Raw genomic sequence first — 25,026 nt, 5'->3', positions numbered from 1 at the left:
TTTAATTTTAGTGGTTGCATCTGTTTATTGATATAATTTTATAGTTTTTTAAATTGTATGAATTTATAGGGTAACAAATTTTTTTAAATAAAATATACGAATAGTTCTTTAAATAAGAGATAAATAAATTTATCAAACAATTTAAATAATCAAATTATTAAATTAAATTTTTTACCCAATATAATATATAGCTGAAATTAAAAAAAAATGGTAATATTAAAAAATAGGGGTTTATCTTAAAATTTATAAATATTTTCAATTTTTACCCGTTAAAAAATAGATGTTTATTTTGTTTTTAATTAAAAAATTATATTTTTGCTGTATAAAATATTGGGTATGCGAAAATATATTTTAGTTTTAATTTTAATTGTTGTAGGTTTAGTAAGCCTTTTTTCAAATACGTTATTTTCAGCAGAGTCTTCAAAGGCTGTTGCAGAAGGCATAAGTTTTAATTCTGCTGACGTAGCTTGGATGTTAGTAGCTTCAGTGCTTGTTTTTTTAATGACTCCCGGAGTAGGTTTTTTTTATGGAGGAATGGTCAATAGTAAAAATATAATAAGCACTATATTTCAGAGCTTTATAGCAATGGTGACAATAACCGTTTTATGGTTTATCTTCGAGTTTGGATTGGCATTTGGACCGGATATAGGGGGTATCATAGGAAATCCATTACCTCATATGTTTATGCAAGGAATTGGAACAACTTCTGCCTGGGTAGGAGCGCCTACGATCCCCATACTTTTATTTGCCCTCTTTCAATTAAAATTTGCCATTATAACTCCGGCATTAATTTCAGGAGGTGTTGCAGAACGTATAAAATTCTGGGGTTATTTATTATTTATAGTTATGTTTTCAATTTTTATTTACTCCCCCCTGGCACATGCTACATGGCATCCGGAAGGAATATTGGCAAAGGCAGGAATATTGGATTTTGCCGGAGGCACAGTAGTTCATATGAGTTCCGGTTGGGCGGCATTAGCAGGTGCTATTTTTTTGAAAAAAAGAAGAGATACAACTCTAGCATCTGCACAAATACCTTATGTAATTTTAGGGGCCAGTTTGCTTTGGATTGGTTGGTTTGGATTTAATGCGGGATCATCGTTTGCGGCTAATGAGTTAGGTGTACTGGCTTTTGCAAATACAACGGCAGCCTCTGCTTTAAGTGCTTTAACTTGGGGATTTTTAGAAAAAATAAATGGAAAAAAATTATCTTCAGTAGGAGTTTGTGTAGGAGCAGTAGTGGGTTTAGTAGCTATAACCCCGGGTGCAGGATTTGTTTCTTTAGGACATTCATTGTTTATCGGATTAATTGCCAGCGTGATTAGTTTTTACATGGTTAAATTTTTCCATACTAACGGGGTAGATGACACCTTAGACGTTTTTCCTTGTCATGGAGTGGGAGGTATGGTAGGAATGCTCTTAACCGGAGTTTTCGCGGATAAGTCTATAAATGAAGATATTCCTTCAAACGGATTGTTTTTTGGAGAGACCTCATTGTTTGTTAATCACTTTATAGCAATGATTGCCGTTTCCATATTTGTTTTTTTTGGAACGTTATTATTATTATTTATTGTAAATAAAATTATTCCATTAAGGGTTGATCCTGATAAAGAAGAATTAGGTTTAGATATAACACAACACGGTGAAAAAGTTTTTTAATAGTTATTAGAATATTTATTCAATGTTTATTTTAAAAGGTGCTTAATAGGAAAAGGATTTCGTAAGAAATCCTTTTTCTTTTATAATTTTGTATAATAAATAGTATGAAGAAAAATAAAATTATAGCAGATTATTTATTAGCATTATTATGCTTTATTATTTTTCTTGTGCCCATGGTATTTATATTTATTGCGGTTACATTTGACACAGGTATGATTGGAATCTTTACTCAAAATAGAATAGGTAAAAACGGTAAACATTTCAATTTGTTCAAATTTAGAACGATGAAAGGGGTATATACATCAACGGTCACCACACATAATATGCAAATCACCCAATTAGGTAAATTTTTAAGAAAATATAAATTGGATGAATTACCCCAAATTTTAAATATTCTTATGGGTGATATGTCATGGGTGGGTCCCAGGCCCGATGTTCCGGGTTATGCGGACAAATTAGAAGGGGAAGATAAAATTATTCTTTCCGTAAAACCGGGGATTACAGGTCCGGCTCAACTAAAATACAGAAATGAAGAGGAAATTTTATCTAAAGTTGAAAATCCACAATTATACAATGATACGATCATTTGGAAGGATAAAATTAATATAAATAAAGATTATGTGAAAAATTGGTCATTAACGGGAGACTTTAACTATCTGTTTAAAACTATATTTGTAAAATAAAAAAATAAAATTATGACTAAGTTGGCTATTTTTGATTTAGACGGAACTTTACTTAACACGCTAAATGATTTAGCTGATTCGTGTAATTATATTTTAGAAAAAAATCATTTACCGGTACATGCTTTAGATTCATACAAAAATTTTGTCGGTAATGGAATGACTCAATTGATTGAAAGAGCTTTGCCATCCGAATCAAAAAGTGATCTTGAGGTAATTGAAAAAATTAAAGATGAATTCATTGAATACTATACTAAGCACTCAGCTATAAAGACAGCACCATATGACGGAGTAATTGAAATGTTAAAATCACTGAGTTCCATGAATATAAAACTGGCAGTAGCATCCAATAAATTTATGGAAGGTGCTCAAGCATTAGTAAAAAAATATTTTAGTGAAATAAAATTTTCATCTGTTTTTGGACAAAGAACTAAAGTTCCCATGAAGCCGAATCCACAGATTGTTTACGACATTATGAATGAATTAGGTATAACAAATAAAGAAGAAATAATTTATGTTGGAGATACCGGAACAGATATGCAAACAGCTGTAAATGCAGGCATAACAAGTATAGGGGTTCTATGGGGATTTAGATCCGAAGAAGAACTTAAAAAATATGGAGCCGAATACATAGTAAAAAGACCTGAAGAAATTTTAAGGTTAGTAAAAAATAATTAAAATCTAACTGCCATAAGTAAATTAAATCATGAAAAATTCAAGAGTGCCTATATTAGATGGACTAAGAGTGTTAGCTATAGGAATGGTTGTTTTAGGACATTATTATAATTTTTCAAAAAATGAAATAGTTAAATTTTTAGCTTATCAAGGATATTTAGGGGTTCAAATCTTTTTCATTATATCCGGTTTTGTTATTTCTATCTCATTGGAAAATTCTAAAAATTATTTACAATTCTTAAAAAAAAGATATATTCGGTTAGCTCCGGGGATGTTTATTTGTTCAACATGTACTTTCTTATTTTTTAGTTATATATACAAAGGCGAAGGATATTATAGTTCTAAAAATATAATTAATTATTACATAGCTAATACATTTATAGATCCAAACTTCGTAGATATATTCGTCGGTTATACCAAATATTACTATATAGATAATGCATATTGGAGCTTATGGGTTGAGGTGAATTTTTATTTTTTAATAGGATTTTTATATTTTCTATCGCCTAAAAAAATGATAAGAAATTATATATTGACTTGTATAATAGGTATCCCGATTTTTCTTTTATTTTCAAGTGAAATAGGACATGATATTTTGAAAAATTTTATATCACCGGAAAAAATTAAATACTATAAATTTGTCAGTAGAGGATTTATTTTTTTTCATGAATGTTTATGGTTTCTTGTGGGGCTTTTTTTATATAAATTATACAACAATAAAAAAGAATATAAGAACATAAGCATAATGATTATATTGATATTTATTTTGTCCATTTGGGGGAAAGATATAAAGCTGTTGTTTATTTACCTTTCCATTTTGTTATTGTTTTTAATTTTCGTTTATTTTCCAAAATATCTTTCTTTTTTAAATAATAAATGGGTTTGTAAATTGGGTGTTGCCTCATATTCTTTGTATTTAATTCACTATCATATTGGAGTGGCTACCATAAATAGTATCTATGATTTTTTAGGAAAGGAAATACTTTTCATACCTTTACTTATTGCTTCATTAGCTTGCATTTTTTCATTACTAAGCTATAAGTATTTAGAAACCCCTATATCCAGAGTTTTAAAAAAAGTATTATTAAATAAAAAGATTTGAAAGAATAATGAAAATTCATTGAAAAATTCAAAAAGATTTTAATAGAAAAAAAAATTTTATTAGCTTTGCACGCAAAATAAATGGCCGCGTAGCTCAATTGGATAGAGCGTCAGATTACGGCTCTGAAGGTTGAGGGTTCGACTCCTTCCGCGGTCACTAAAGTAAGTCATTTTAAACGAGTCAAATAGCTTGTTTTTAATGACTTTTTTTATTGAAATTAGAATTTAACAGTGTTTATTTAATGTATACTGCTTAATTATATTTCATCAAAATAGATAATAAGCATTTACTAAAAGAAATTAACTAAATAGTAAGCAAATTAACTTCAAATGTGAAATACGATTAAATTAGAGTGAAGTTCATTAGTGTCTAATATTTTTTTACCAATACATATAATAAACTTTCCATTGTTCTAAAATTATTTTACAATAATTAAAGAAAATTACAAGATACTTACATCCTATACGTTCTTTTATATAATTAGTTTAGTAAATAGATACATCGTTAAAGTATTCTTTATGAAATCTCTTAAATTTCAACACGTTATATTTTCATTCTTCCCTCTAATTTTTGTTGCTCAAGAAAGAGCTTTATTTATATTTAAAGATTCGATAGAGAATAATAAAATTAAGTATGTAGATCATTGGGATGTAAAACATTATGATCTAATCATTGAACCGGACTTTACAACTAAATTTTTAAAAGGATCAAATAAAATCAAATTCCTAAATAAAGGATCTGACATTATTCAAATTGATTTACAAAATCCAATGAATATTGATAGTATTTTGACTGTAAAAAATAACCGTGTACCCTATATAAAAAAAGGGAATTATTACTATTTAGACTTAAGTCGCAATGCAGAAAAAGAAAATGTCGATCAGGAACTCATTATTTATTTTAGCGGAAAACCTAAAATTGCAGAAAATGCTCCCTGGGATGGAGGTTGGATATTTTCTAAAGATAGAAATGGTAAAGATTGGATGACTGTTGCTTGTGAAGGCATTGGTGCCAGTGTATGGTTTCCATGCAAGGGCTATTTGGGAGATGAGCCGGATGAAGGAATGACCTTAACTATTGTTACCAATAACCACTTAAAAGGTATAGGCAATGGGAAACTAATAGGTAACTGGAATGAATCACAAAAAAATTATTTTAAATGGCAGGTGATTAATCCCATAATTTCATACAATATAATTCCCTATATAGGAGATTACGTAAATTTTAAAGATGAATATAATGGAGAAAAAGGAAATTTAGAATTAAGTTATTGGGTTATGCCTGAAAATTTAAATAAAGCTAAATTTCAATTTTCACAAGTAAAAAAGATGCTTGAAGCATTTGAATATTGGTTCGGCCCGTATCCTTTTTATGAGGATGGTTATAAGATCGTTGAAGCGCCTTATTTGGGCATGGAACATCAAAGTGCAATTGCTTACGGCAATAATTATAAAAATGGCTATTTAGGTCAAGACAGAAGCGGCACGGGTATAGGGTTGGAGTGGGATTTTATTATAGTTCACGAATCCGGACACGAATGGTTTGGCAACAATATTTCTAATGCAGATATTGCAGACATGTGGATACATGAAGCATTCACTACCTATTCGGAAACGTTATTTGTTGAATATTTTTATGGAAAGGAAAAAGCAAATAGGTATATAATTGGACAAAGAAAAAATATTAAAAATGATATTCCCATTATAGGAACGTATTCTAAAAATAAAAAAGGGAGTATAGATATGTATGATAAAGGAGCCAATATGATACATACCATTAGACAAATTATAGGAAATGATGAACTGTTCAGAAATATACTCAGAGGTTTAAACCAAGATTTTTATCATCAAACTGTTACTTCGAGTCAAGTAGAAAATTATATATCAGATAAATCAGGAATTAATTTTTCTAAAATTTTTGACCAATATTTAAGAACTATAGATATACCCGTATTAAATTATTATATAAAAGATAATACCTTATTTTATAAATGGTCAAACGTTGTTAAAGGCTTTTCAATGGAAATAAACACGTCCATAGGTAAAATCAAACCTACAGAAAATTGGAAATCCGTCAAATCTAAGGATTTAACCAATAAATTTTATGTTGATGAAAATTTTTATGTTAAAATCTATAAATCAAATGAATAACTCATTTCTTTTTTAACTTTTTAATAGTAATAATTGAAATACTTAAAAATCCTATCATCGTAGCAAAAAGATAGGTTAAGAACATAAAATTTAAATACTTAGCAGGTATGGGATCATACCAATAGATAATAATCATTTCTGCTGCCTGAAAAAATAGTAATATACCGACTATGTATAAAATAATGAAAAACATATACTTCATTATATCGGTAGTTTTTAGTAAAAACCGATAAAGCATAAATGAAATAATAATAAATCCAATAAAGAGCAAACTATAAATAAAGTAAACCATAAAAAATAGTATTAATCAGTAATCTCATCTTCAGCGGAACTCTCCTCGTTTTCCTCCGTAGAATTAAGTTTTTCCATTAATACTTTATCTATTCTATATGCATCTTTATCTACAATTTCAAATGAAAATCCGTTATAATTGAATTTTTCAGCAACTTCAGGAATATACTCCATGTGATAAATAATAAATCCGGCTAACGTAACATATTCATCATCGTCTAATTCTATAATAGTATCATCAAAAAAAGAATTTAAATCTCTAATTCCTATATTTCCGTTAACTAAATATGAACCATCTTCACGTTGCACAATTTCTGTCTCTTCTTCATCGCTCTCAGGCATGTCACCCACAATACCTTCAATAAGGTCTTGCAAAGTGATAATACCTTGAAAAGTACCATATTCATCTACAACAAAACCCATATGCTGTTTATTTTTACGGAATTCTTGTAAAATATCAACAGAATGCATATTTTCATGAATGAAGATCGGAGTTTTTAAAATGGTTTTTATATCAAAATTTGGAGTGTTTATATTTTCATAAAATTCTTTTATAGCCAAATAGGCATTAGCTTCATCTAAATTACCGTCACATACGGGAAATTTGGTAAAATTGCTGTCTTTAATTTGCTTTTCAATTTCTTCGAAACTATCTTTTAAATTAATCCATTCAACTCTTTTGCGGTATGTCATTAAACTTTTTGCTTTTTGTTCTGAAAAAGCAAAAACGTTCTGATGCAATTCACTTTCCTCTTTTTCTAAAACCCCCTGTAAACTTGCCGTCTTAAGCATATAAATTAATTCGTCCTCAGAAATTTTTTCACCTTCCACATTTGAAATTTTAAATATCTTGTTAAATACATGGGTTGAAAATGAAAGGATTTTAACAAACGGATACAAAGCCATTGAAAAAACTTTGATAATTGGAGCAACAGTCAACGCTATTTTTTCAGGATTTCTCATGCCGAAAGTCTTAGGAATCAACTCTCCCAAAACTATGGATACATAAGTAATTAATGCTATAATGACCATATAAGAAAGTTCATTAGCATGGGTTGCTGTCAATGAGAAATGCTCAAAAAATGGAGTAACGTATTTTACTAAGGTAGCACCACCATAAGCACCCGATACAATACCGATCAAAGTTATACCCACTTGAATAGAAGATAAAAAATCTTCCGGTTTTTCTAAAAGACTGAGTACTATTTGAGCCTTTTTATTTCCTTTTTTTACTTTATTTTCAATTTTTTGCCTCTTAACTGATACTAAGGCAATCTCAGATATAGCGAAAAAGGCATTTAAAAGAGTTAATAATAAAAGAATTCCTATTTCTAACATTTTAATATAAAAAAAATTAAGTTTATTCCCAGGTAGTTGTTTCAATCATTTTAATAATATCTTTTTCAATATATTCAACAGCAGGTTGTAAAGAATCAGGCCGAGGCTGAACTTTAAAATATAAATTTCCTGAAAGGAAATGTTTAATACTGTCTGTTACATAAAATTGAATATTTGAAGCAGATTCGCCTCCCAATCGATAAAGATTCCCAAATACTTTTTTTTCCGGATAGGAAAATGATTTGGTTTTTATAGAATTGGCTTTTATGGTATGTTCATATACAAGTCTCTGAGCTTCTTTTAATAGCGAATTTAAATTCCCGTTAACCTCAGAATAAGTTAAATATAGAGTTGCTTTCATGAATGGATAACTAAAATTGTACCAACAATTTTTGTGTTTATCCGCTACTTTAGTAAGGTCTGAATACTGAAATTCAAAAGGACATTTTTCTTTTTTAAAAAGTATGTAATTGGGTGCAGGGTATTCTAATCTTACCTGGCCGATTGGCTTAGGTAAATATTCTTCTTTCTTACAACTAAGTACTAAAAAAGAAAATAGAATAATAAAATATAAAATATATAATTTTTTTAATGAATTACTCATCTAATAAATAAATTTGGTATTTAAATAAATAATGTATATAACGAATTTTTAGATACAATACGTGTATTATCCCATCTATTACCTATGAATAGAAACTTTTTATATAAATATTTTATCTTGTAAAAAGAATATTTTTGAGGGGATAAAGCATATGCTAAAGTAGTTGATGCACATACCTGTAGATTTTTGCTAAATAACTTACAGAAATTATTTCTCTTAAAATAATAGGAGAAGAGAAAAATATAAAATAAGAGGATATAAATTAATGAAACACTCGTGGGCCCGGGCTCGTCCATATAAATTGAAATTTTATTATAAGTATTTTTGAAGTTTAAAAATCATGTTGAATTATGTCTTCATTTTCAGGTTGTTTACCCAATAAGTTGGATAAAAATAATATATTATCTGCAATAACTTCGGTAATATGTTTAGTAATACCGTTATCATCAAATTTACGGGTTTTAAGTTTTCCTTCAATGTAAACTTTACTTCCTTTTTTCAAAAATTTTTCACAAAGTTCTGCCAGTTTATTTCTTGCCGTTATATTATGCCAATCAGTTACATCTACTTTTTCTCCGGTTTCTTTATTCATATAACTTTCAGATGTGGCAACCGGAAAGTTAACAACAATATTTCCATCACTAAACCTATAAGATTTTACGTCAGTACCTAAATTCCCAACTAAAATTACTTTATTAATAGATGTACTCATTTTTATATATAAATTGATCGCATTGATGAGCAAAAATAATAAAAAATTTAATTATAAAATAAAAAATTTTCCATAGGTTTTGGAAAAGCGTAGCTTTTTAAGTTGTTTTTATTCAAAATTATAGCATTTATTTTATGGGCGACTTGATAAAAATCATTTTCATCAATTTCAATTTCTGAAATGGTAATAGTTAACAATCTATGACTAAGCTTATGTTTGATCTGATGGTTATGGATAATTTGGTAACTCTTAAAATTTTGGTCAAATAAGGGAAATTCATATAGCCCTTTCCAAATCGAATTGTTATTTCTTTTTTTTATTAATGTTAAATTTTTACAAAAAAGATAGGCATAATGTATATTTTCTTCTTTAATTTTAACCGAGGAAGATTTAATAGGAATAACGCTTTGTAAATTATTAGTATAGGCCAAACATTCCTCCTGAATAATACATTGATCGCATTTTGGATGTAACGGTGTGCAGACCATTGAACCGAAATCCATGATCGCTTGATTGAAATCACCCGGATTTTCCGGCATTAAAGGTTTAATTAAATTAAAAAAGTAGGTAAAAGTGCTACTTTTACTTATATCTTTTTCTGAGCCAAAAACTCTGGAATATACTCGAAAAGCATTACCGTCCAGGGCAGGCACTTTTTCATTAAAAGATATTGATGCTATGGCAGCTGCAGTGTATTTTCCGATTCCTTTAAGTTTGATTATTTCATTATAAGAATTAGGGAAAATACCATTTAATTCATTTACAATGTATTTTGCGGTAAAGTGTAAGTTATGCGCTCTAGAATAATACCCCAATCCCTGCCAGGAATTTAATACTTCATCTTCGGAGGCATTTGCCAGAACTTCAACATTAGGAAACCGTCGAATAAAATTTAAATAATATTCATATCCTTGATTAATACGAGTTTGTTGAAAAATAATTTCCGAAATCCAAATGTTATAAGGAGAAAGAGTTTCCCTCCATGGCAGCAAGCGTTTATTAATTTTATACCATTTCTGTAAAAGACTAATAAAATTCACACTTTTAAATGTTTATAAGTTTTACTTTCCAAAAATAATATTATATTTGCAAACTCAAAATTTAATTAGAAGTATAATAATATAATATTAAAAGTATGACAAAAGCAGATATCGTAAATTCGATTTCAAGTAAACTGGGTCTTGAAAAAGTTGAAACTCAAAAAGTCGTGGAGGTTTTTATGGATGAGATTAAAACTGCTATGGCTAAGGGTGATAATGTTTATTTAAGAGGTTTTGGAACTTTTTTAATTAAAAAAAGAGCAGCTAAAACAGGAAGAAACATTTCTAAAAATACAACTATTAAGATTCCGGCTCACAATGTACCTGCTTTTAAACCAGCTAAGTCTTTTGTTGAAGACGTAAAAACAAATGTTAAAGTCAAAAATTAGTAATAATTAATAAATAAAAGAACACTATGCCAAGCGGAAAAAAAAGAAAACGTCATAAGGTAGCGACCCATAAACGTAAAAAAAGAAGAAGATTAAACCGTCATAAAAAGAAAAATAAATAATTTTCTTCTAACATAAAACTAAGGTTTTTTTACTTAAGATATTTGTACATTCTTTACCAAAGTTTAAACTCAAAAACAATAGGTAAAGAATGTTTTTGTTCAAAAATGAATGTGTATAAGGGTGGATAATTAATGTAAAAGATGAGTAAAGAATTAATAGTATCATACGAACATTCAAAAGTTAGAATTATAATATTAGAAGGAGGGAGGATTCAAGAACTTCATGAAGAAGAAATAGGAAATAATTTTACGGTTGGAGATATTATTATGGGCAAAGTAAAAAAACTTGCCCCAAGTCTTAATGCTTGTTTCGTAAACATCGGATACGAAAAAGATGCTTTTTTACATTATCTTGATTTAGGTCCACAAATTAAATCTTCATTAAAATATTGTAAAGGAGTATCTTCCGGTAAAATAAATTCCCCCAAATTAACTTCGTTCCCTTTTGAAGAAGATATAAATAAGGACGGAGTTATACAAGATGTTCTAACTCCTAATCAGGATATACTCGTACAAATTACCAAAGAGCCTATTTCAACCAAAGGTCCTCGATTATCTTCCGAAATTTCTTTAGCCGGAAGGTATCTTGTATTGATTCCTTTTGCATCCAAAACATCAGTTTCAAGAAATGTATCTACTGCTGAAGAAAAAGACAGGTTGAAACAAATCGGAGAACAAATACGCCCTAATGGTTTCGGACTTATTATTAGAACGGTAGCAGAAGGTAAATCCGCTCAAGAATTACAATCGGAATTAACTAATCTTTTAAATAAATGGAACAATGTGTGCTTTCGTAATATTAAAAAAAGCAAAGCACCTGCTAAAATTTTGGGAGAATTAGATAAAGCTTCATCAATTCTTAGGGATAATTTAAATGAAGATTTTGTTAGTATTGTATGTGATAATGAGGAACTGGCCGGAGAGATGAAAGAATACCTCAATAGTATAGCTCCCGAAAAATCTAAGTTAGTTAAATATTACGATTCCCATATTCCCATCTTTGAATATTACAATATAGATAAGCAAATAAAACAATTGTTTGGTAAGCATGTTAATATCTATCAATCGAAAGGCGCATATTTGATAATTGAACATACTGAAGCCATGCACGTTATAGATGTTAATTCAGGGAACGTTACAGCCAATCAAAAATCCCAAGAAGATGCAGCCTTACATATCAACAAATTAGCTGCAGCAGAAATTGCACGTCAATTACGTTTACGGGATATCGGAGGAATCATCGTTATAGATTTTATTGATCTTACTTCATCTCAGCACAAAAAAGATCTTTATGAGTATCTAAAAAAGGTAATGAAAGATGATAAAGCAAAACATAAAATCTTACCTCCAAGTAAATTTGGAATAGTTCAAATCACCAGACAAAGAGTACGCCCTCAAAAACAGTTGAATACAACAGAGGAAAACCCTAATATTAATGGAAAAGTAGAATCTCCTATTGTATTAGTAGATAAAATTCAACAACAAATCTTAAATGCCATAGTTTCTAATAAAGGCAAATTGTATTTGCATACACATCCTTTTGTTGCAGCATATTTAACTAAAGGCATTAAAAGCATACGCAATGAATGGTTTCTAAATTACAAACGATGGATTAGGGTAATTCCTAGAGACAGCTTTAAATATCTTGAATTCCAAATTCAAAACGAAGAGAAGGAAGTCATTTATAAATTTTCAAATTAAACTTTATACTTATTTTTCATTCCTTACAAGCTCTATCTACCCTTCTTTTTTGGGCAGAAAATCTAATTGAATAGTAGATTTAAGCTTAAAAATCCGGTTTCATAACATTCCTAGAAACAACAATCATAATTCGACTTTTACTCAAAAATTTAGTAGTATATCAGATTTTAGAAATAAAATTTCCTATCCAAACACCCAAAATTCCTATAAAGATGCTGATACCTATATATAAAGCTAAAGTGAAGAATTGATGATTTTGATATAATTGCAAATTTTCCGCTGAAAAAGTTGAAAAAGTAGTATATCCACCACAAAAACCGGTTATTAATAGTAATTTTATTTCATTATTTATAAAATTAAATCGTTCAGATAATCCTAAAAATAATCCGATGACAATACATCCGCTACAATTTATAAGAAAAGTAGCTAAAGGAAATATTCCTCCATAATATTTTTGGATATAAAGAGATAATAGATAACGAATGATTGAACCTAAAGATCCACCTAATCCAACTAAAAATATATTATAAATCATAAAATTTTCTTTATCTAAATCTTTACTATTAATAAAAAGAATATTTAGTTAAAAAGTTTTTGCGTCGAATCCTTAAATGCCGTTGTCATCATCATCATCTTCATTACTATACCATTTGCTATATTTAATATAATTGGAAGCCGTCTGATGAATTTTATTTTTCATTAAATCATCTGAAACCATACCTATTTTTTTTGCCGGAATTCCTGCCCAAATTTCACCACGTGATATAAATGTACCTTGGGTGACTACAGCTCCGGCAGCAATAATTGCATTGCTTTCTACAGTTACCTCATCCATGACTATAGCTCCCATACCAACCAGAACATCATCGTGAATGGTACATCCATGGACAATTGCATTATGACCTATAGATACGTTATTTCCAATAAGGGTAGGATGTTTCAGATAGGTACAATGAATGACTGCATTGTCTTGAATATTTACTCTGCAGCCAATTTTTATAAAATTAACATCACCACGGATTACAGTATTAAACCAAACAGAACTTTGGCTTCCTATGGTCACATCTCCGATGATTACGCATGTTTCTGATAAATAACAATCATTTTCAATAGAGGGAAATTTATCTAATACTTTTTTAAGTAGCGCCATATTTTTTAATAATATTATAAGATTCTGTTTATAGATACTAGCAAGTTATGTAATTTTGAAGAATTAAACTAAATGACATGAAATTAAAAATTGAAAAAACTCCCAATAAAAATATAATTAAATTCGTTGCCCCCTCAACATTAGTAGAAGGCAGTTATGAAATATCGGATATAAAAAAAGCGGGTGATATTCCTATAGCACAAGAATTACTTCAATTGCCATTTGTGTCTCATATTTTTATTACAGCAAATTTTATTGCTGTTCAAAAAAATGATATGGTAGAATGGGATATCGTTTTAAATGAAGTAAAAGAACTTATTGAAGACGAATTATTGGCAAATCCTTCAGTTGTTTTACAGCCGCGTAATACTCCCATATCTGTGTATGTTGAAATGACACCTAATGCCTCTGTGATGAAATTTGTTACCAACAAAATTTTAGTTGAAGGAATAATTGAATTAAAAAATGTAAGCGAAGCTAAAGAAGTCCCTTTAGCACAATATTTATTTAGTTTTCCTTACGTAAAAGAAGTGTTTATATCGGATAATTTCGTTTCCATAACTAAAGCCGATGATTATCAATGGGAAGATATCTCTATGGAACTAAGGTATACCATTTCTGAATATTTAAGAGAAGAAAAAGAGATCAGCAACATAAAAAATTTTTCCACCTATAAAACTACAGATTATACGGAAAGAGAATTTTCAGAAATTGAAGTTAAAATTAAAAATATTTTGGATGAATATGTGTTACCTGCAATTGCCGGAGACGGAGGTAATATAGAACTTATTTCTTTCGATGAAGAAACGAAAGTAGCTAAAATGCTTTTACAAGGGGCATGCAATGGTTGTCCATCCTCAACATTTACTTTAAAAAATGGAATTGAAGAACTTTTAAAACAAATGTTACCTAATGAAATTGAAGCAGTAGAAGCGATTAATGGGTAAGTAACTTATCCATTAATCCTTTGTAAGTTTTTCAGCAATACTAGTACAAGCTTCATTCAATAGGTTGAAAACATTTTCAAAATCTTCTATATCACCGTAATAAGGGTCAGGAACACTTTGTTTGACAGCGGTAGGAGATTCAGACATAATTAGCTTAACCTTTTTCTTATCTGCTTCTTTTTTTGCTTTGAAGATTATATCGCTGTAGTTGGCATGATCCATAACATAAATGGCGTCAAACTCATCGAAATCAGAAGTAATAAATTTTCTGCCTCTTAGCTGAGAAATATCAATATTGTTTTTTTTACAAACTTGAATCGCACGTTTATCAGGTTTTTCATTTACGTGATAATCGGTTATACCTGCACTATCTACAGTAAAACTATCGGGAAGTTTTGAACGTAAAATTCCTTCTGCCATAGGAGAACGACAAACATTACCTAAACAAACCATTAATATTTTCATATATCAGAAGTCAATTTTTTATTTAAATCGTCAACATAAGATTTGAATAACTTATCTGTTTCAAATAAGTTGTCAACCGTTTTACATGCATGTAATACAGTTGCGTGATCTCTTTTACCAATTTGAATACCAATTGAAGAAAGAGAGGCATTGGTATATTTTTTAGCGAAATACATAGCTAATTGTCTCGCCTGAACAATATCTCTTTTTCTGGTTTTTGATTGTAAAGCATCAATTGATACTTTAAAATAATCGCAAACCAAGTTTTGAATATAATCTATGGTAATATCTTTTTTGGAATTAGTAATAAGATTAGAAAGTGTTTTTTCAACAAGATCTAAGGTTATTTCCTTTTTATTGAAAGTTGCCTGAGCAATTATGGAATTTAGAGATCCTTCCAGTTCTCTAATATTGGTTTTTATATTTTTAGCAATATATCCTAAAACTTCATCAGAAAGCGCAATACCATCAAATTCCATTTTTTGTTGGAGAATTGCTAACCTTGTAGTATAATCAGGGGATTGTATTTCAGTTGAAAGTCCCCATTTGAATCGAGAGATTAATCGTTGCTCAACATCTTGAATGTCTACCGGCGATTTATCCGAAGTTAATATAATCTGTTTTCCGTTTTGATGTAAATGATTAAAAATATGGAAAAATACTTCTTGTGTACCTTTTTTGCCCGATATGAAATGAATATCATCGACGATCAACACATCAATCATTTGATAAAAATGAATAAAATCATTTCTATTGTTTGATTTTGTAGCTTCCTGGAATTGTTGACAAAATTTTTCCATGGAAACATACAAGACAGTTTTTTCAGATTGAATTCTTTTAACTTCTAAGCCGATAGCATGAGCCAAATGGGTTTTTCCTAAACCTACACTACTATAAATAAATAAAGGGTTGAAAGAAGTACCGCCGGGTCTTTTAGCAATTTGTTTTCCCGCAGAACGGGCAAGACGATTAGAATCTCCTTCAATAAAATTATCAAATGTATAATTTGTATTGAGTTGACTATCAATTTTTAATTTTTGTAATCCGGGAATAATAAATGGATTTTTAACTCCTCTTTCAATAAATAGGGGAGCTTCGACTTCCTGAACCTTTATTTGTGCTTTTTGGGAACTTGGAATGTTAACAGTATAGGAATTTTCAGATTGTTGGTTTTTTTCCATCATAATGGAATAAACCAATTTGGCATCTTTTCCCAAATTTTTGGTTAAGGCACTTTTTATTATCTTTATGTAATTTTCTTCAAGATATTCATAGTAAAATTTACTGGGTACCTGTATGGTTAATATTTTATCTTGAAGCTTTACGGCCTTGATAGGTTGGAACCATGTAAAATAGGATTTCTCAGAGATATTATCTTTGATATATTGTAGACAGGCTTCCCATATTGAAATCGCAGAATTTAACATTTTTTTAAATTTGTATAAAAAATAAAGGATAAAATTTTACCCACCTTTTAGATCACAAAATTGTTAATTTATTTTAGAAAAAAAAAGAGGATTACCTGTTGTATTTTTAGAAATTTATTAGTAAGTAAATATGTATTCTATCTTGGATGAATTAAAGCTTAAAAAGTAAGAACAAGATAGGATAAATTGGATAAAAAATAATAGTTCCAGAATATTGATTATTAGTAATAATTTGGATCGTATAAATTCGAGCTATTTAAGGCCAATAAAGGGATTGCAGAATATGAGCCAATAGTTGTGAAAAACAATTTATTCATCAAATAGGCAAAAATAGAATTGAAATTTTGTTGAACAAATTATTTATTTTAATATCCATCATTTTTCTAAAGAAATAGCTATATTTTAGGTCTGTGAAATCAAAAAACAAGATGATTTTTTATGGCTTTTAAAGAAGGAAAATAAGTGTTATTTTGGATTAATAAATCGGTAGAAAATTTGTTGCTCAGTTCGATAAGGGAGCTATAAAATTTTATTTATGGCAATAAAATTTTGGGCCAAATAAGAATCGAATTTTTCAAAAAATAATTCTTTATTTTTCATGGGGACTTCTACTTCAAGATAACATTTATCGGAAAAAGTGCTTGATAATATTTCAATCGATAATTTTTTTAAAAGAGTCATAACAGAAGATTGATACGCATAATCAAATAAGAGCTCATAGTTCTCACTTAATTCCTTAGAAATGATTTTAGCGCACTCAATAGTATATTGAGCACTTTCTTTATAAGCTTTTATCAATCCCCCAACTCCAAGTTTAGTTCCTCCAAAATATCGTACTACAATTAAAAGTACATTGGTTAGTCCTGAAGAGAGCAATTGATTATAAATAGGCAATCCGGCAGTACCTGAAGGTTCTCCATCATCATTGGCTCTGAATAGCTCTCCCGAAATGCCAATTCGAAAAGCATAACAATAATGCGTTGCATTGGGATATAATGTTTCACTAAATTTTATATAATCCTTTACTTCTTGTTCATTATTGACATTAAATATTAGCCCGTAAAATTTACTGCCTTTAATTTTTAAAAGAGCATCCGTTATTTCAGTATCAATAGTTTTATAAATAAATATATCATCCATGTATATTTAAGAAATTGATTTATAGATAATTGATTAGTATATCGTTGATGGATTCTTAAGATATGAAATAAGGTTGTCTCCCACCAATTCTTGATAACTAATATCTCCGAAAAGAATAGGAGCATTAGTGCCATTTTTTAATATATTTGGAGACGTGATGATCATTGCTTCGTCCCACATTCCTTTATCAATAAAATGTTGTAAGGTTTGTTTACCGCCTTCGATAATTACCGATTGGATATTTTTGTCGTATAAAACATTTATAATTTGAGGAACTAAATCCTTGTCAAAATCTAATTGAAAATAATTTAAATGAGTAGTTTTTTGAGATTTTTTTTCAGTAAAGATAAAAGTCTCAGCTTGGTCATCAAAAATAGAATGACTGAGAGGAATTTCTAAATTTTTATCGATGAGTAATCTTATTGGGTTATTACCATAAACAGATCGGGTAGTTAAACTAGGATTGTCTATTAAAGCAGTATTTTTTCCGACTAATATAGATTGTTCTTCATTCCTTAACACATGTGTTTTTTGTATTGAAAACGGATTGCTGATCCAGAACGGATAGTTTCTATCTCTGCCGTTATCTATTTTCTTATTTAAAGTTTCTGCCCATTTTAAAATAATATAAGGTCGTTTTTTCAAATGATAAGTAAAAAATCTTTTATTTAATCTTTTACATTCTTTTTCCAAAACACCGGTAACTACTTCTATACCCGAATTGCGAATTATTTCAATTCCTTTACCGTTAACTTTACTCGTTGGATCCTGAGTACCGATCACCACTTTTTTAAACTTTAAATCCTTTATTTTTAAAGCGCAAGGAGGAGTTTTTCCGTAATGAGCGCAAGGCTCTAAGGAAACATAAATAGTACTTTTTTTAAGTAAACTTTGATCTTTAATCGAGGAAATGGCATTAATTTCAGCATGAGCTTCACCGGATTTTCTATGCCAGCCTTCTCCAATTATTTTATTGTTGTAAACTATAACAGAACCTACTAAAGGATTAGGATAAGTGGTTCCCAAACCATTTTGAGCAAGATATATACAACGCCGCATGTAGACTTCATCGACATTATTACCCATAAATACTTTTTATAAGCGGTGAAATAGATTATTCTTCCCCGGTTTCTTCAGAAATACCTTCACCATCTTCGTAATTTGAATCGCTATTAGACAAATTTAAATTAACCAGTTTTGAATAAGTCTGTTTTAATTCATCCAATTTAGTTTTTTTAGATTCAATATTGTTTAATGTATTCTGTAAAAGCGGATTGTTTTGATTGGCATTTGAAAAGTATGATAAATTATTCTCCAATTGAACAATTTCATGTCCCAAATCTTGAATTTGCTTTCTCATTTTTCGTAGATCTTCATCCAGCTTTTTATCATCTTTAGATTGCTTATAATTTTCTACTTTAATATTTAATTGAATTTCATCAATGATGTTTTTATCAATATCGAATTTTTTAATAAGATTTTTAATAGCTGAATTAAATTCTTTATTGATGTTCATATTCTCTCTGGGAACTTTTCCTATTGAATTCCATTGAATGCTGTAATCATTGATTTTAGCAAGGGCATCTTCTTTATCAGTAGCAGAAATGGAGGAAATTTCTTCCAAAAGACTTTGTTTTCTTTTTAAATTTTCGATCCATTCTTCATTAACTTTATTATTTCTTAATTTATATCGGTTAAAGAAATAATTGCAATTTTCTCTAAATTCATCCCAAAGTTTATCAGAATATTTTCTTGGAACATGACCAATATTTTTCCATTCATTCTGAATCTTTTTATAAAGATTTAAAGCAACTTCCCAATCTTCGCTGTCCTTATTAGCTTTAGCGATTTCCAATAGGTCGTTTTTCTTTTTAAGATTTTCTTGTTGGATCTTTTTTAAATCTTTATAAAATGTATTTTTCTTATTGTTGATTTCATGAAGCAGACTTTTAAATTTGCTCCACGTGTCACTACTGGTTTCTTTAGGAATTCTTCCTGTAGTAAAGAAAGCTTCTCTTAAATTTTCTATTTTCTTAACATTATTTTGCCAGAAGGAATGATCGGGATTTTCAGCGGATGCTATGGTTTCAAGTTGAGAAATGATGGCTTGTTTTTTCTCCAAATTCGCTTGTTGCTCTTCTTTAATTTTTTCAAATAGTTCAGATTTGCGTTCGTGAATTTTTTGAGTTATTGCTTTAAATTCTTGCCACGTACTTTCTCTAAACTCTTCCGCCACAGGTTCTGCTTGTTCTTTCCATAGCTTGTGCAAATATTGCAGCTCATTTAATGCTTTTTGCACACTTGGCTCAGTTGTCAATTCTTCGGCTCTGCTAATAATAGCTCTTCTTTGTTCCAAATTATGTGCATAATCTAATTCTTCTAGTTCCTTATTTAATTTGATGAATTCATGTGCATTATCTAAATGATGAAAATATGTTCTGAAAACATCACCGGCTCTTGATTTAGGAATCTTACCTGCATTATGCCATCTTTCTTTTATATCTCTGAATTTTTTAAAAAAAGAACTGATCGATTCCATAGGGGTTGTATACAGCTCTTTTAATTCTTCAATAATCTGAAGTCTTTTATTGAGATTATTTTGCTCGTTTTGTTCTTGTTCTTTATAATATGAGTTTAGTTTTGTTTTATAGTCGTGGTAGGCTGAATTGAATTTGTTTTTTAAGAATTGATCGGGTTGATAACTTAGCTCGTCTCCACCTTCATCAAGGAACTTTTGTTTTCGTTCCGTTTCATGTTCATCAAATTTTTTTAAAAATATATCCCTTATGGAATTGATATTTTCTCCAATTAATTGAATTGGATAATGATTGTGAAGATGTTTAAGCTCATCAATGAGTTTTTCTAATGAAAAAGATTCATAATCTTTTTCAGGAATGGTTGTTTCTTCAACGGATTGATCCTCCTTGTTATTTTCAGAATTTAGCTCATCAATAGAATCTTCCTTAGAAGAATTTTTATTATATGTTGATTCTAAATTTTGAGTTGATTCAACCTTTTTTTCATTTCCTTCTGCATTATGCAGGTTATCCGATTCAGTACCCATATTTTTGATATTTTTCCAAACAAAAATATAAAAAATATTGCAAATGTGCGATATAAGTGATAATAAAATGTAAATAGATTAAATATTCAAAAAAACATTATTTTTATGTTGTTAAATAAATAAATCAAAAAAAAATATTAGAGTTAAATAAATCACAAAAAGTGTTAAATAAAGTAGAAATTCAATTTTTTTAGATTTTAAAAATTTAAAATCTAAAAATTATATTAACAAATTCTTAAAGATATAAAGCACAATGTAAATATTACTAAAAAAAATTTTATCTTTTTTTACTATATCAATTTATAAGATGACTAATTAAATTGACGAAGAATTTAATTTATGGAAGATGAAATATCCATTTAGATAGTAATTATAATAAAAAACTATAGAATATAAATATTAAATCCATTCAAGATCAAATATTTCAGAAAAGTATTTTTTAATAACTTTTTTTACCTCATCCGGTTTTACGGATATTCCTAACTCTTTTTCCAAAGAAGTAACATATTTGTTTTGTATGCCGCAAGGAACAATATAGTCAAAATAGGAAAGGTTGGGGGATAGATTAAGGGCAAAACCGTGCATAGTGACCCATTGGGAGGCCTTTACACCAATAGCACATATTTTTCTGGCCATAGGTTTATTTACATCAATCCATACACCTGTTTCGCCGTTAGATCTTTCTCCTTTAATTCCATAAAAATTTATGGTTTTTATAATTACTTCTTCCAACAAGCGCATGTATTTATGGATGTCATTGAAAAAATTATCAAGATCAAATATAGGATATCCAACAATTTGTCCGGGACCATGATACGTAATATCTCCGCCTCGATTGGTTTTAATGAACTGAGCATTAATTTCTTGAAGTTTGATATTGCTGATAAGAAGATGGTCTAAATTACCATTTTTACCTAAGGTAAATATATGCGGATGGGAAACAAACAAAAAATAATTGGGAGTAAGATTTATTTCGTTAGTTATTGATTTTTTGTTTTTTAATTTGATTGAAACAATATATTGGAGTAATTTTTCTTGCAACTTCCAAGTTTTAAGATAATCAGCATGAAGTAAATCTTTATATATTACTTTTTTATTTTGGATTTTATTCATTAAGCTAAAATAATTGTATAAATATAAAAAAGATAATATTTATATATGTTATAAATGAAATATTAGGATTAATGACTTGTTAAAATAAAGTGGGGGATTAGGATAAGGGAAAAAAATTTTAACATTAATGTAACGTTATTATATGTAAAACCCTTTCAATAGAAACTATGAAAGGGTTCATTAACACTAAAAAACTTTATTAAAGAACAACTAATTATTGATGCAAATATACATCATTTTTCTTAAATACAAAATTATTTAATAGATTTAAGTAAAAATTGTTAATAAAACGTTTAAACTTGTTACTATAATGTTAAGGCTAAAGTTTAAGGTAAAAAAATAATTTGCGCTCATTTTATTTTCAAGAATTAATATATATTAATTTTTTATTCACATAAATCATTAAAAATGCAATTTCTTTACTAGTGCAAAATGAAATTTTTAAATTAATTTTGCTTTAAAAATTAGTGAAGATATAGATATAAATAATACAAATATGAGTTTAGAAATTAGTGATCAAACATTCAAAGATGAGGTATTAAGTTCCAAAGAACCAGTTTTGGTTGATTTTTGGGCTGAATGGTGTGGACCATGCAGAAGTTTAAAACCTATAGTTGATGAATTATCTGAAGAATTTAAAGGAAAAGTAAAAGTTGCTAAAATTGATATTGATGCCAATCAAGAAGTTTCAGTAGAATATGGAATCAGAAATATTCCTACACTTTTATTCTTTAAAAACGGACAAGTTGTTGACAAAGTAGTAGGGGTTCAGCCAAAAGAAAAGCTAGCAGAAAAAATGAATGCATTATTGGATTAATCCATTTCTCTGATGAAAATAAAAATATCCTGAAATATTCAGGATATTTTTATTTATATAAAATGCTATTTAAAAGTATATTAAATTTTACGCATACGTAAGCTTTTAGGAGTTATTTCAAGATATTCGTCATCTTTAATATATTCCATAGCTTCTTCTAATGAAAATTCAACTTTAGGGAAAATTTTAGCAGCTTGGTCAGATCCGGAAGCTCTCACGTTAGTTAACTTTTTACCTTTAATAAGATTTACTTCCAAATCATTATCACGACTATGTTCTCCGACTACTTGACCTTTATATATTTGATCTCCCGGTTCAACAAAAAATTTACCTCTATCCTGAAGTCGATCGATTGCATACGCCAAAGCCTGTCCCGTTTCAGATGAAATCATAGATCCGTTTTGTCTTTGCGGAATAATGTCTTTTACCGGTTCAAAATCTTTAAAACGATGATTAATAATGGCTTCTCCGGAAGTTGCTGTTAGAAGAAGGTTACGTAATCCGATAAGACCTCGAGAAGAAATATCAAATTCCAAATGTTGTAAATCACCTTTAGGTTCCATCACTTTTAATTCTCCTTTTCTTTGAGTAACCAATTCTATAGCTTTGCCGGATACAGCATCAGGAACATCAATTACTAAATGTTCATAGGGCTCATGCTTAACACCGTCAATCTCTTTAATAGTTACCTTTGGTCTACCTACTTGCAATTCATATCCTTCACGTCTCATAGTTTCGATAAGGACAGATAAGTGAAGAATACCTCTACCAAAAACATTGAACTTATCTTCGGAATCAGTTTCTTCCACTCGAAGGGCTAAGTTGATTTCAGTTTCCTTCATTAATCGATCTCTAAGGTGTCTTGAAGTAACGTATTTTCCTTCTTTACCGAAAAACGGTGAAGTATTAATTGTAAACAACATACTCATCGTAGGCTCATCAACCGCAATACGAGGCAAAGCTTCCGGTTCGTTTAAGTCAGCAATAGTATCACCAATTTCAAAATCATCAATACCGATAACAGCACATAAATCACCGCTTCTTACAGATTCAACAGGTTTTCTTCCTAAACCTTCAAAGACTTGTAATTCTTTTATGCGTATTTTTTTATTTTGACCATCTTCCTGGCAAAGAGTATAATCTTTACCGGAAATTAAATCTCCACGATACACACGACCTATGGCAATTTTTCCCACAAAACTTGAGAAATCAAGAGAGGTAATTTGCATTTGAGGCGTTCCTTCTACATAAGGTGCTTCCGGTATTAATTCAATAATTTTATCTAATAAATATGTAATGTTATCAGTAGGTTGTTTATAATCTCCAGACATCCAACCTTGTTTAGAAGAACCGTATACCGTTTCAAAATCCAATTGTTCTTCAGTAGCATCTAAATTAAACATCAATTCAAATACCTGATCATGTACATGTTCCGGTTGGCAGTTTTCTTTATCAACTTTATTAATTACTACGATGGGCTTTAATCCCAATTCAATTGCTTTACTAAGAACAAAGCGAGTTTGAGGCATTGGTCCCTCAAACGCATCCACAAGCAATAATACACCGTCAGCCATTTTAAGAACACGTTCAACCTCTCCACCAAAATCCGCGTGTCCGGGAGTGTCAATGATATTAATTTTGACACCTTTATAGTTAACCGATACATTCTTGGATAAAATGGTTATTCCTCGTTCACGTTCCAGATCATTATTATCCAGAATCAAATCCCCGTCATTTTTTTCAACAACATTACAAGACTGAATAATTTTATCTACTAATGTTGTTTTTCCATGATCGACATGAGCAATAATTGCTATATTTCTAATTGATTGCATATATGATATTAAAATTCAGGTGCAAATGTAAGATATTATTGCTAAATATATGGTTTTGTGTTAGTAAATAAAAGCATACTATTATTCATAATTTAAGGTTTTATTAATTGAAACTTAAAATCACTATTAAAATGAATAATTTAATTGTACTTTTGATTAGTATTTAAAAATTAGAAAATGAAAATATCTTATATCGTATTTTTTTTAGGTATTGCTTTAAGCATAAGTTCATGTAACAAATCTAAAAAATCAGAGAAGGCCCCAAATACGACCCAATCTAAAGATAGTACTCTGGTGGTACAATCTACGTTATTAGATACGATAAGTTTATCTCCAATTAAAAAAGTTCCGAAATTTGAAAATAAAGAGGTGGACAACTTTATTCAGGAAACTAAATTATATTTTGAGCAAATAGCAGAAGCTACTCAAGCAGGTAATGATAGTAAAATTTTAGAATTGCAACTTAAAGCTAATGATATAGATGAAAATTACAAAAGGGTTTTAAAAAAATTAGATACCGAACAACAAAAAAATCTTAGAAATTGGTATATGCAATTAGTCGATGCCGCATCCCAATAATAACAGCATATTTTTTTATCATCTTT

The 25,026-nt window shown here is 29.1% G+C and carries 23 protein-coding genes and 1 tRNA gene; 11 read left to right on the top strand and 13 right to left on the bottom strand.

The genetic code is table 11. The features are described 5' to 3' along the window. The first annotated feature begins 336 nt into the window (after positions 1-336). The 6 genes from C4S75_RS09385 to C4S75_RS09360 all read left to right on the top strand — a co-directional run bounded on the left by C4S75_RS09385 (position 337) and on the right by C4S75_RS09360 (position 6,266). On the top strand, positions 337-1,659 hold the full coding sequence (locus C4S75_RS09385) for an ammonium transporter (protein ID WP_105298031.1): 1,323 nt from the start codon (positions 337-339) through the stop codon (positions 1,657-1,659). Between the two features lie 104 nt (positions 1,660-1,763). Then, positions 1,764-2,342, top strand: coding sequence for a sugar transferase (locus C4S75_RS09380; RefSeq protein ID WP_105298030.1), 579 nt, complete (start codon positions 1,764-1,766; stop codon positions 2,340-2,342). 12 nt (positions 2,343-2,354) lie between these two features. After that, positions 2,355-3,017, top strand: a complete 663-nt coding sequence (locus C4S75_RS09375) for an HAD family hydrolase (protein ID WP_105298029.1) — start codon at positions 2,355-2,357, stop codon at positions 3,015-3,017. 28 nt (positions 3,018-3,045) lie between these two features. Beyond that, on the top strand, positions 3,046-4,116 hold the full coding sequence (locus C4S75_RS09370) for an acyltransferase (RefSeq protein WP_105298028.1): 1,071 nt from the start codon (positions 3,046-3,048) through the stop codon (positions 4,114-4,116). Positions 4,117-4,198: 82 nt separating this feature from the next. Next, a tRNA-Arg gene (locus C4S75_RS09365) sits at positions 4,199-4,272 on the top strand. A 362-nt stretch (positions 4,273-4,634) separates the two neighbouring features. Next, positions 4,635-6,266 carry a M1 family metallopeptidase gene (locus C4S75_RS09360; protein ID WP_105298027.1) on the top strand — a complete coding sequence of 544 codons (1,632 nt, stop codon included), beginning with the start codon at positions 4,635-4,637 and terminating at the stop codon, positions 6,264-6,266. 303 nt (positions 6,267-6,569) lie between these two features. Here C4S75_RS09360 and C4S75_RS09350 read toward each other — a convergent pair whose 3' ends face one another. The 4 genes from C4S75_RS09350 to mutY form a co-directional block, all read right to left on the bottom strand. Beyond that, complete coding sequence (locus C4S75_RS09350; protein WP_105298025.1) at positions 6,570-7,895, bottom strand: hemolysin family protein; 1,326 nt, start codon at positions 7,893-7,895, stop codon at positions 6,570-6,572. Positions 7,896-7,917: 22 nt separating this feature from the next. Continuing rightward, complete coding sequence (gene gldD, locus C4S75_RS09345) at positions 7,918-8,499, bottom strand: gliding motility lipoprotein GldD (RefSeq protein WP_105298024.1); 582 nt, start codon at positions 8,497-8,499, stop codon at positions 7,918-7,920. Between the two features lie 331 nt (positions 8,500-8,830). Next, positions 8,831-9,211 carry a single-stranded DNA-binding protein gene (locus C4S75_RS09340; RefSeq protein ID WP_105298023.1) on the bottom strand — a complete coding sequence of 127 codons (381 nt, stop codon included), beginning with the start codon at positions 9,209-9,211 and terminating at the stop codon, positions 8,831-8,833. A 47-nt stretch (positions 9,212-9,258) separates the two neighbouring features. Beyond that, positions 9,259-10,251, bottom strand: a complete 993-nt coding sequence (gene mutY, locus C4S75_RS09335) for an A/G-specific adenine glycosylase (RefSeq protein ID WP_105298022.1) — start codon at positions 10,249-10,251, stop codon at positions 9,259-9,261. A gap of 95 nt (positions 10,252-10,346) precedes the next feature. On the opposite strand from mutY, the gene C4S75_RS09330 reads away from it, so the two are divergent. Together C4S75_RS09330 and C4S75_RS09325 are read left to right on the top strand one after the other, a co-directional pair. Then, complete coding sequence (locus tag C4S75_RS09330; protein WP_105298021.1) at positions 10,347-10,640, top strand: HU family DNA-binding protein; 294 nt, start codon at positions 10,347-10,349, stop codon at positions 10,638-10,640. Between the two features lie 263 nt (positions 10,641-10,903). Continuing rightward, on the top strand, positions 10,904-12,463 hold the full coding sequence (locus tag C4S75_RS09325; RefSeq protein ID WP_105298020.1) for an Rne/Rng family ribonuclease: 1,560 nt from the start codon (positions 10,904-10,906) through the stop codon (positions 12,461-12,463). A 160-nt stretch (positions 12,464-12,623) separates the two neighbouring features. On the opposite strand, the gene crcB is transcribed toward C4S75_RS09325, so the two are convergent. Continuing rightward, positions 12,624-12,998, bottom strand: a complete 375-nt coding sequence (gene crcB / locus C4S75_RS09320; protein WP_105298019.1) for a fluoride efflux transporter CrcB — start codon at positions 12,996-12,998, stop codon at positions 12,624-12,626. A gap of 72 nt (positions 12,999-13,070) precedes the next feature. Next, positions 13,071-13,613, bottom strand: coding sequence for a gamma carbonic anhydrase family protein (locus C4S75_RS09315; protein WP_105298018.1), 543 nt, complete (start codon positions 13,611-13,613; stop codon positions 13,071-13,073). Between the two features lie 77 nt (positions 13,614-13,690). Between C4S75_RS09315 and C4S75_RS09310 the strand changes: the two genes are divergently transcribed. Further along, positions 13,691-14,560, top strand: a complete 870-nt coding sequence (locus C4S75_RS09310; RefSeq protein ID WP_105298017.1) for a NifU family protein — start codon at positions 13,691-13,693, stop codon at positions 14,558-14,560. Positions 14,561-14,572: 12 nt separating this feature from the next. On the opposite strand, the gene C4S75_RS09305 is transcribed toward C4S75_RS09310, so the two are convergent. From C4S75_RS09305 to lipB, 6 genes are all read right to left on the bottom strand, one after another. Beyond that, entirely contained in the window at positions 14,573-15,025 is a 453-nt protein-coding gene (locus C4S75_RS09305; protein WP_255410618.1) for a low molecular weight protein-tyrosine-phosphatase, read from the bottom strand. Then, complete coding sequence (gene dnaA, locus C4S75_RS09300) at positions 15,022-16,452, bottom strand: chromosomal replication initiator protein DnaA (RefSeq protein ID WP_105298016.1); 1,431 nt, start codon at positions 16,450-16,452, stop codon at positions 15,022-15,024. The genes C4S75_RS09305 and dnaA overlap by 4 nt, the downstream gene beginning before the upstream one ends. 519 nt (positions 16,453-16,971) lie before the next feature. Next, positions 16,972-17,592, bottom strand: a complete 621-nt coding sequence (locus C4S75_RS09295; protein WP_105298015.1) for a YigZ family protein — start codon at positions 17,590-17,592, stop codon at positions 16,972-16,974. Between the two features lie 33 nt (positions 17,593-17,625). After that, positions 17,626-18,678 carry a bifunctional diaminohydroxyphosphoribosylaminopyrimidine deaminase/5-amino-6-(5-phosphoribosylamino)uracil reductase RibD gene (gene ribD, locus C4S75_RS09290; protein WP_255410617.1) on the bottom strand — a complete coding sequence of 351 codons (1,053 nt, stop codon included), beginning with the start codon at positions 18,676-18,678 and terminating at the stop codon, positions 17,626-17,628. Positions 18,679-18,706: 28 nt separating this feature from the next. After that, positions 18,707-20,656, bottom strand: coding sequence for a DUF349 domain-containing protein (locus C4S75_RS09285; protein WP_105298013.1), 1,950 nt, complete (start codon positions 20,654-20,656; stop codon positions 18,707-18,709). Positions 20,657-21,055: 399 nt separating this feature from the next. Next, a complete protein-coding gene (gene lipB / locus C4S75_RS09280) occupies positions 21,056-21,769 on the bottom strand; it encodes a lipoyl(octanoyl) transferase LipB (RefSeq protein ID WP_105298012.1) in 714 nt (237 codons plus the stop codon). Between the two features lie 496 nt (positions 21,770-22,265). Here lipB and trxA point away from each other — a divergent pair, with 496 nt between their 5' ends. Further along, positions 22,266-22,586 carry a thioredoxin gene (trxA, locus tag C4S75_RS09275; RefSeq protein WP_105298011.1) on the top strand — a complete coding sequence of 107 codons (321 nt, stop codon included), beginning with the start codon at positions 22,266-22,268 and terminating at the stop codon, positions 22,584-22,586. A gap of 80 nt (positions 22,587-22,666) precedes the next feature. Here trxA and typA read toward each other — a convergent pair whose 3' ends face one another. Beyond that, positions 22,667-24,421 carry a translational GTPase TypA gene (gene typA, locus C4S75_RS09270; protein ID WP_105298010.1) on the bottom strand — a complete coding sequence of 585 codons (1,755 nt, stop codon included), beginning with the start codon at positions 24,419-24,421 and terminating at the stop codon, positions 22,667-22,669. 177 nt (positions 24,422-24,598) lie between these two features. On the opposite strand from typA, the gene C4S75_RS09265 reads away from it, so the two are divergent. Continuing rightward, the gene (locus C4S75_RS09265) at positions 24,599-25,000 is read left to right on the top strand and encodes a hypothetical protein (RefSeq protein ID WP_105298009.1); all 402 of its coding nucleotides are present in this window, start codon (positions 24,599-24,601) and stop codon (positions 24,998-25,000) included. Positions 25,001-25,026 lie beyond the last annotated feature (26 nt).

The organism is Apibacter sp. wkB309, from assembly GCF_002964915.1.
GTDB lineage: Bacteria > Bacteroidota > Bacteroidia > Flavobacteriales > Weeksellaceae > Apibacter.
This window is presented reverse-complemented; position numbering and strand designations above follow the sequence as displayed.

Bases quoted from the DNA above. Each gene is read 5' to 3' on its own strand.
- C4S75_RS09385 (WP_105298031.1), top strand. From the start codon at position 337: ATGCGAAAATATATTTTAGTTTTAATTTTAATTGTTGTAGGTTTAGTA.
- C4S75_RS09380 (WP_105298030.1), top strand. From the start codon at position 1,764: ATGAAGAAAAATAAAATTATAGCAGATTATTTATTAGCATTATTATGC.
- C4S75_RS09375 (WP_105298029.1), top strand. From the start codon at position 2,355: ATGACTAAGTTGGCTATTTTTGATTTAGACGGAACTTTACTTAACACG.
- C4S75_RS09370 (WP_105298028.1), top strand. From the start codon at position 3,046: ATGAAAAATTCAAGAGTGCCTATATTAGATGGACTAAGAGTGTTAGCT.
- C4S75_RS09360 (WP_105298027.1), top strand. From the start codon at position 4,635: ATGAAATCTCTTAAATTTCAACACGTTATATTTTCATTCTTCCCTCTA.
- C4S75_RS09350 (WP_105298025.1), bottom strand. From the start codon at position 7,895: ATGTTAGAAATAGGAATTCTTTTATTATTAACTCTTTTAAATGCCTTT.
- gldD (WP_105298024.1), bottom strand. From the start codon at position 8,499: ATGAGTAATTCATTAAAAAAATTATATATTTTATATTTTATTATTCTA.
- C4S75_RS09340 (WP_105298023.1), bottom strand. From the start codon at position 9,211: ATGAGTACATCTATTAATAAAGTAATTTTAGTTGGGAATTTAGGTACT.
- C4S75_RS09330 (WP_105298021.1), top strand. From the start codon at position 10,347: ATGACAAAAGCAGATATCGTAAATTCGATTTCAAGTAAACTGGGTCTT.
- C4S75_RS09325 (WP_105298020.1), top strand. From the start codon at position 10,904: ATGAGTAAAGAATTAATAGTATCATACGAACATTCAAAAGTTAGAATT.
- crcB (WP_105298019.1), bottom strand. From the start codon at position 12,998: ATGATTTATAATATATTTTTAGTTGGATTAGGTGGATCTTTAGGTTCA.
- C4S75_RS09315 (WP_105298018.1), bottom strand. From the start codon at position 13,613: ATGGCGCTACTTAAAAAAGTATTAGATAAATTTCCCTCTATTGAAAAT.
- C4S75_RS09310 (WP_105298017.1), top strand. From the start codon at position 13,691: ATGAAATTAAAAATTGAAAAAACTCCCAATAAAAATATAATTAAATTC.
- C4S75_RS09305 (WP_255410618.1), bottom strand. From the start codon at position 15,025: ATGAAAATATTAATGGTTTGTTTAGGTAATGTTTGTCGTTCTCCTATG.
- dnaA (WP_105298016.1), bottom strand. From the start codon at position 16,452: ATGTTAAATTCTGCGATTTCAATATGGGAAGCCTGTCTACAATATATC.
- C4S75_RS09295 (WP_105298015.1), bottom strand. From the start codon at position 17,592: ATGGATGATATATTTATTTATAAAACTATTGATACTGAAATAACGGAT.
- ribD (WP_255410617.1), bottom strand. From the start codon at position 18,678: ATGGGTAATAATGTCGATGAAGTCTACATGCGGCGTTGTATATATCTT.
- C4S75_RS09285 (WP_105298013.1), bottom strand. From the start codon at position 20,656: ATGGGTACTGAATCGGATAACCTGCATAATGCAGAAGGAAATGAAAAA.
- lipB (WP_105298012.1), bottom strand. From the start codon at position 21,769: ATGAATAAAATCCAAAATAAAAAAGTAATATATAAAGATTTACTTCAT.
- trxA (WP_105298011.1), top strand. From the start codon at position 22,266: ATGAGTTTAGAAATTAGTGATCAAACATTCAAAGATGAGGTATTAAGT.
- typA (WP_105298010.1), bottom strand. From the start codon at position 24,421: ATGCAATCAATTAGAAATATAGCAATTATTGCTCATGTCGATCATGGA.
- C4S75_RS09265 (WP_105298009.1), top strand. From the start codon at position 24,599: ATGAAAATATCTTATATCGTATTTTTTTTAGGTATTGCTTTAAGCATA.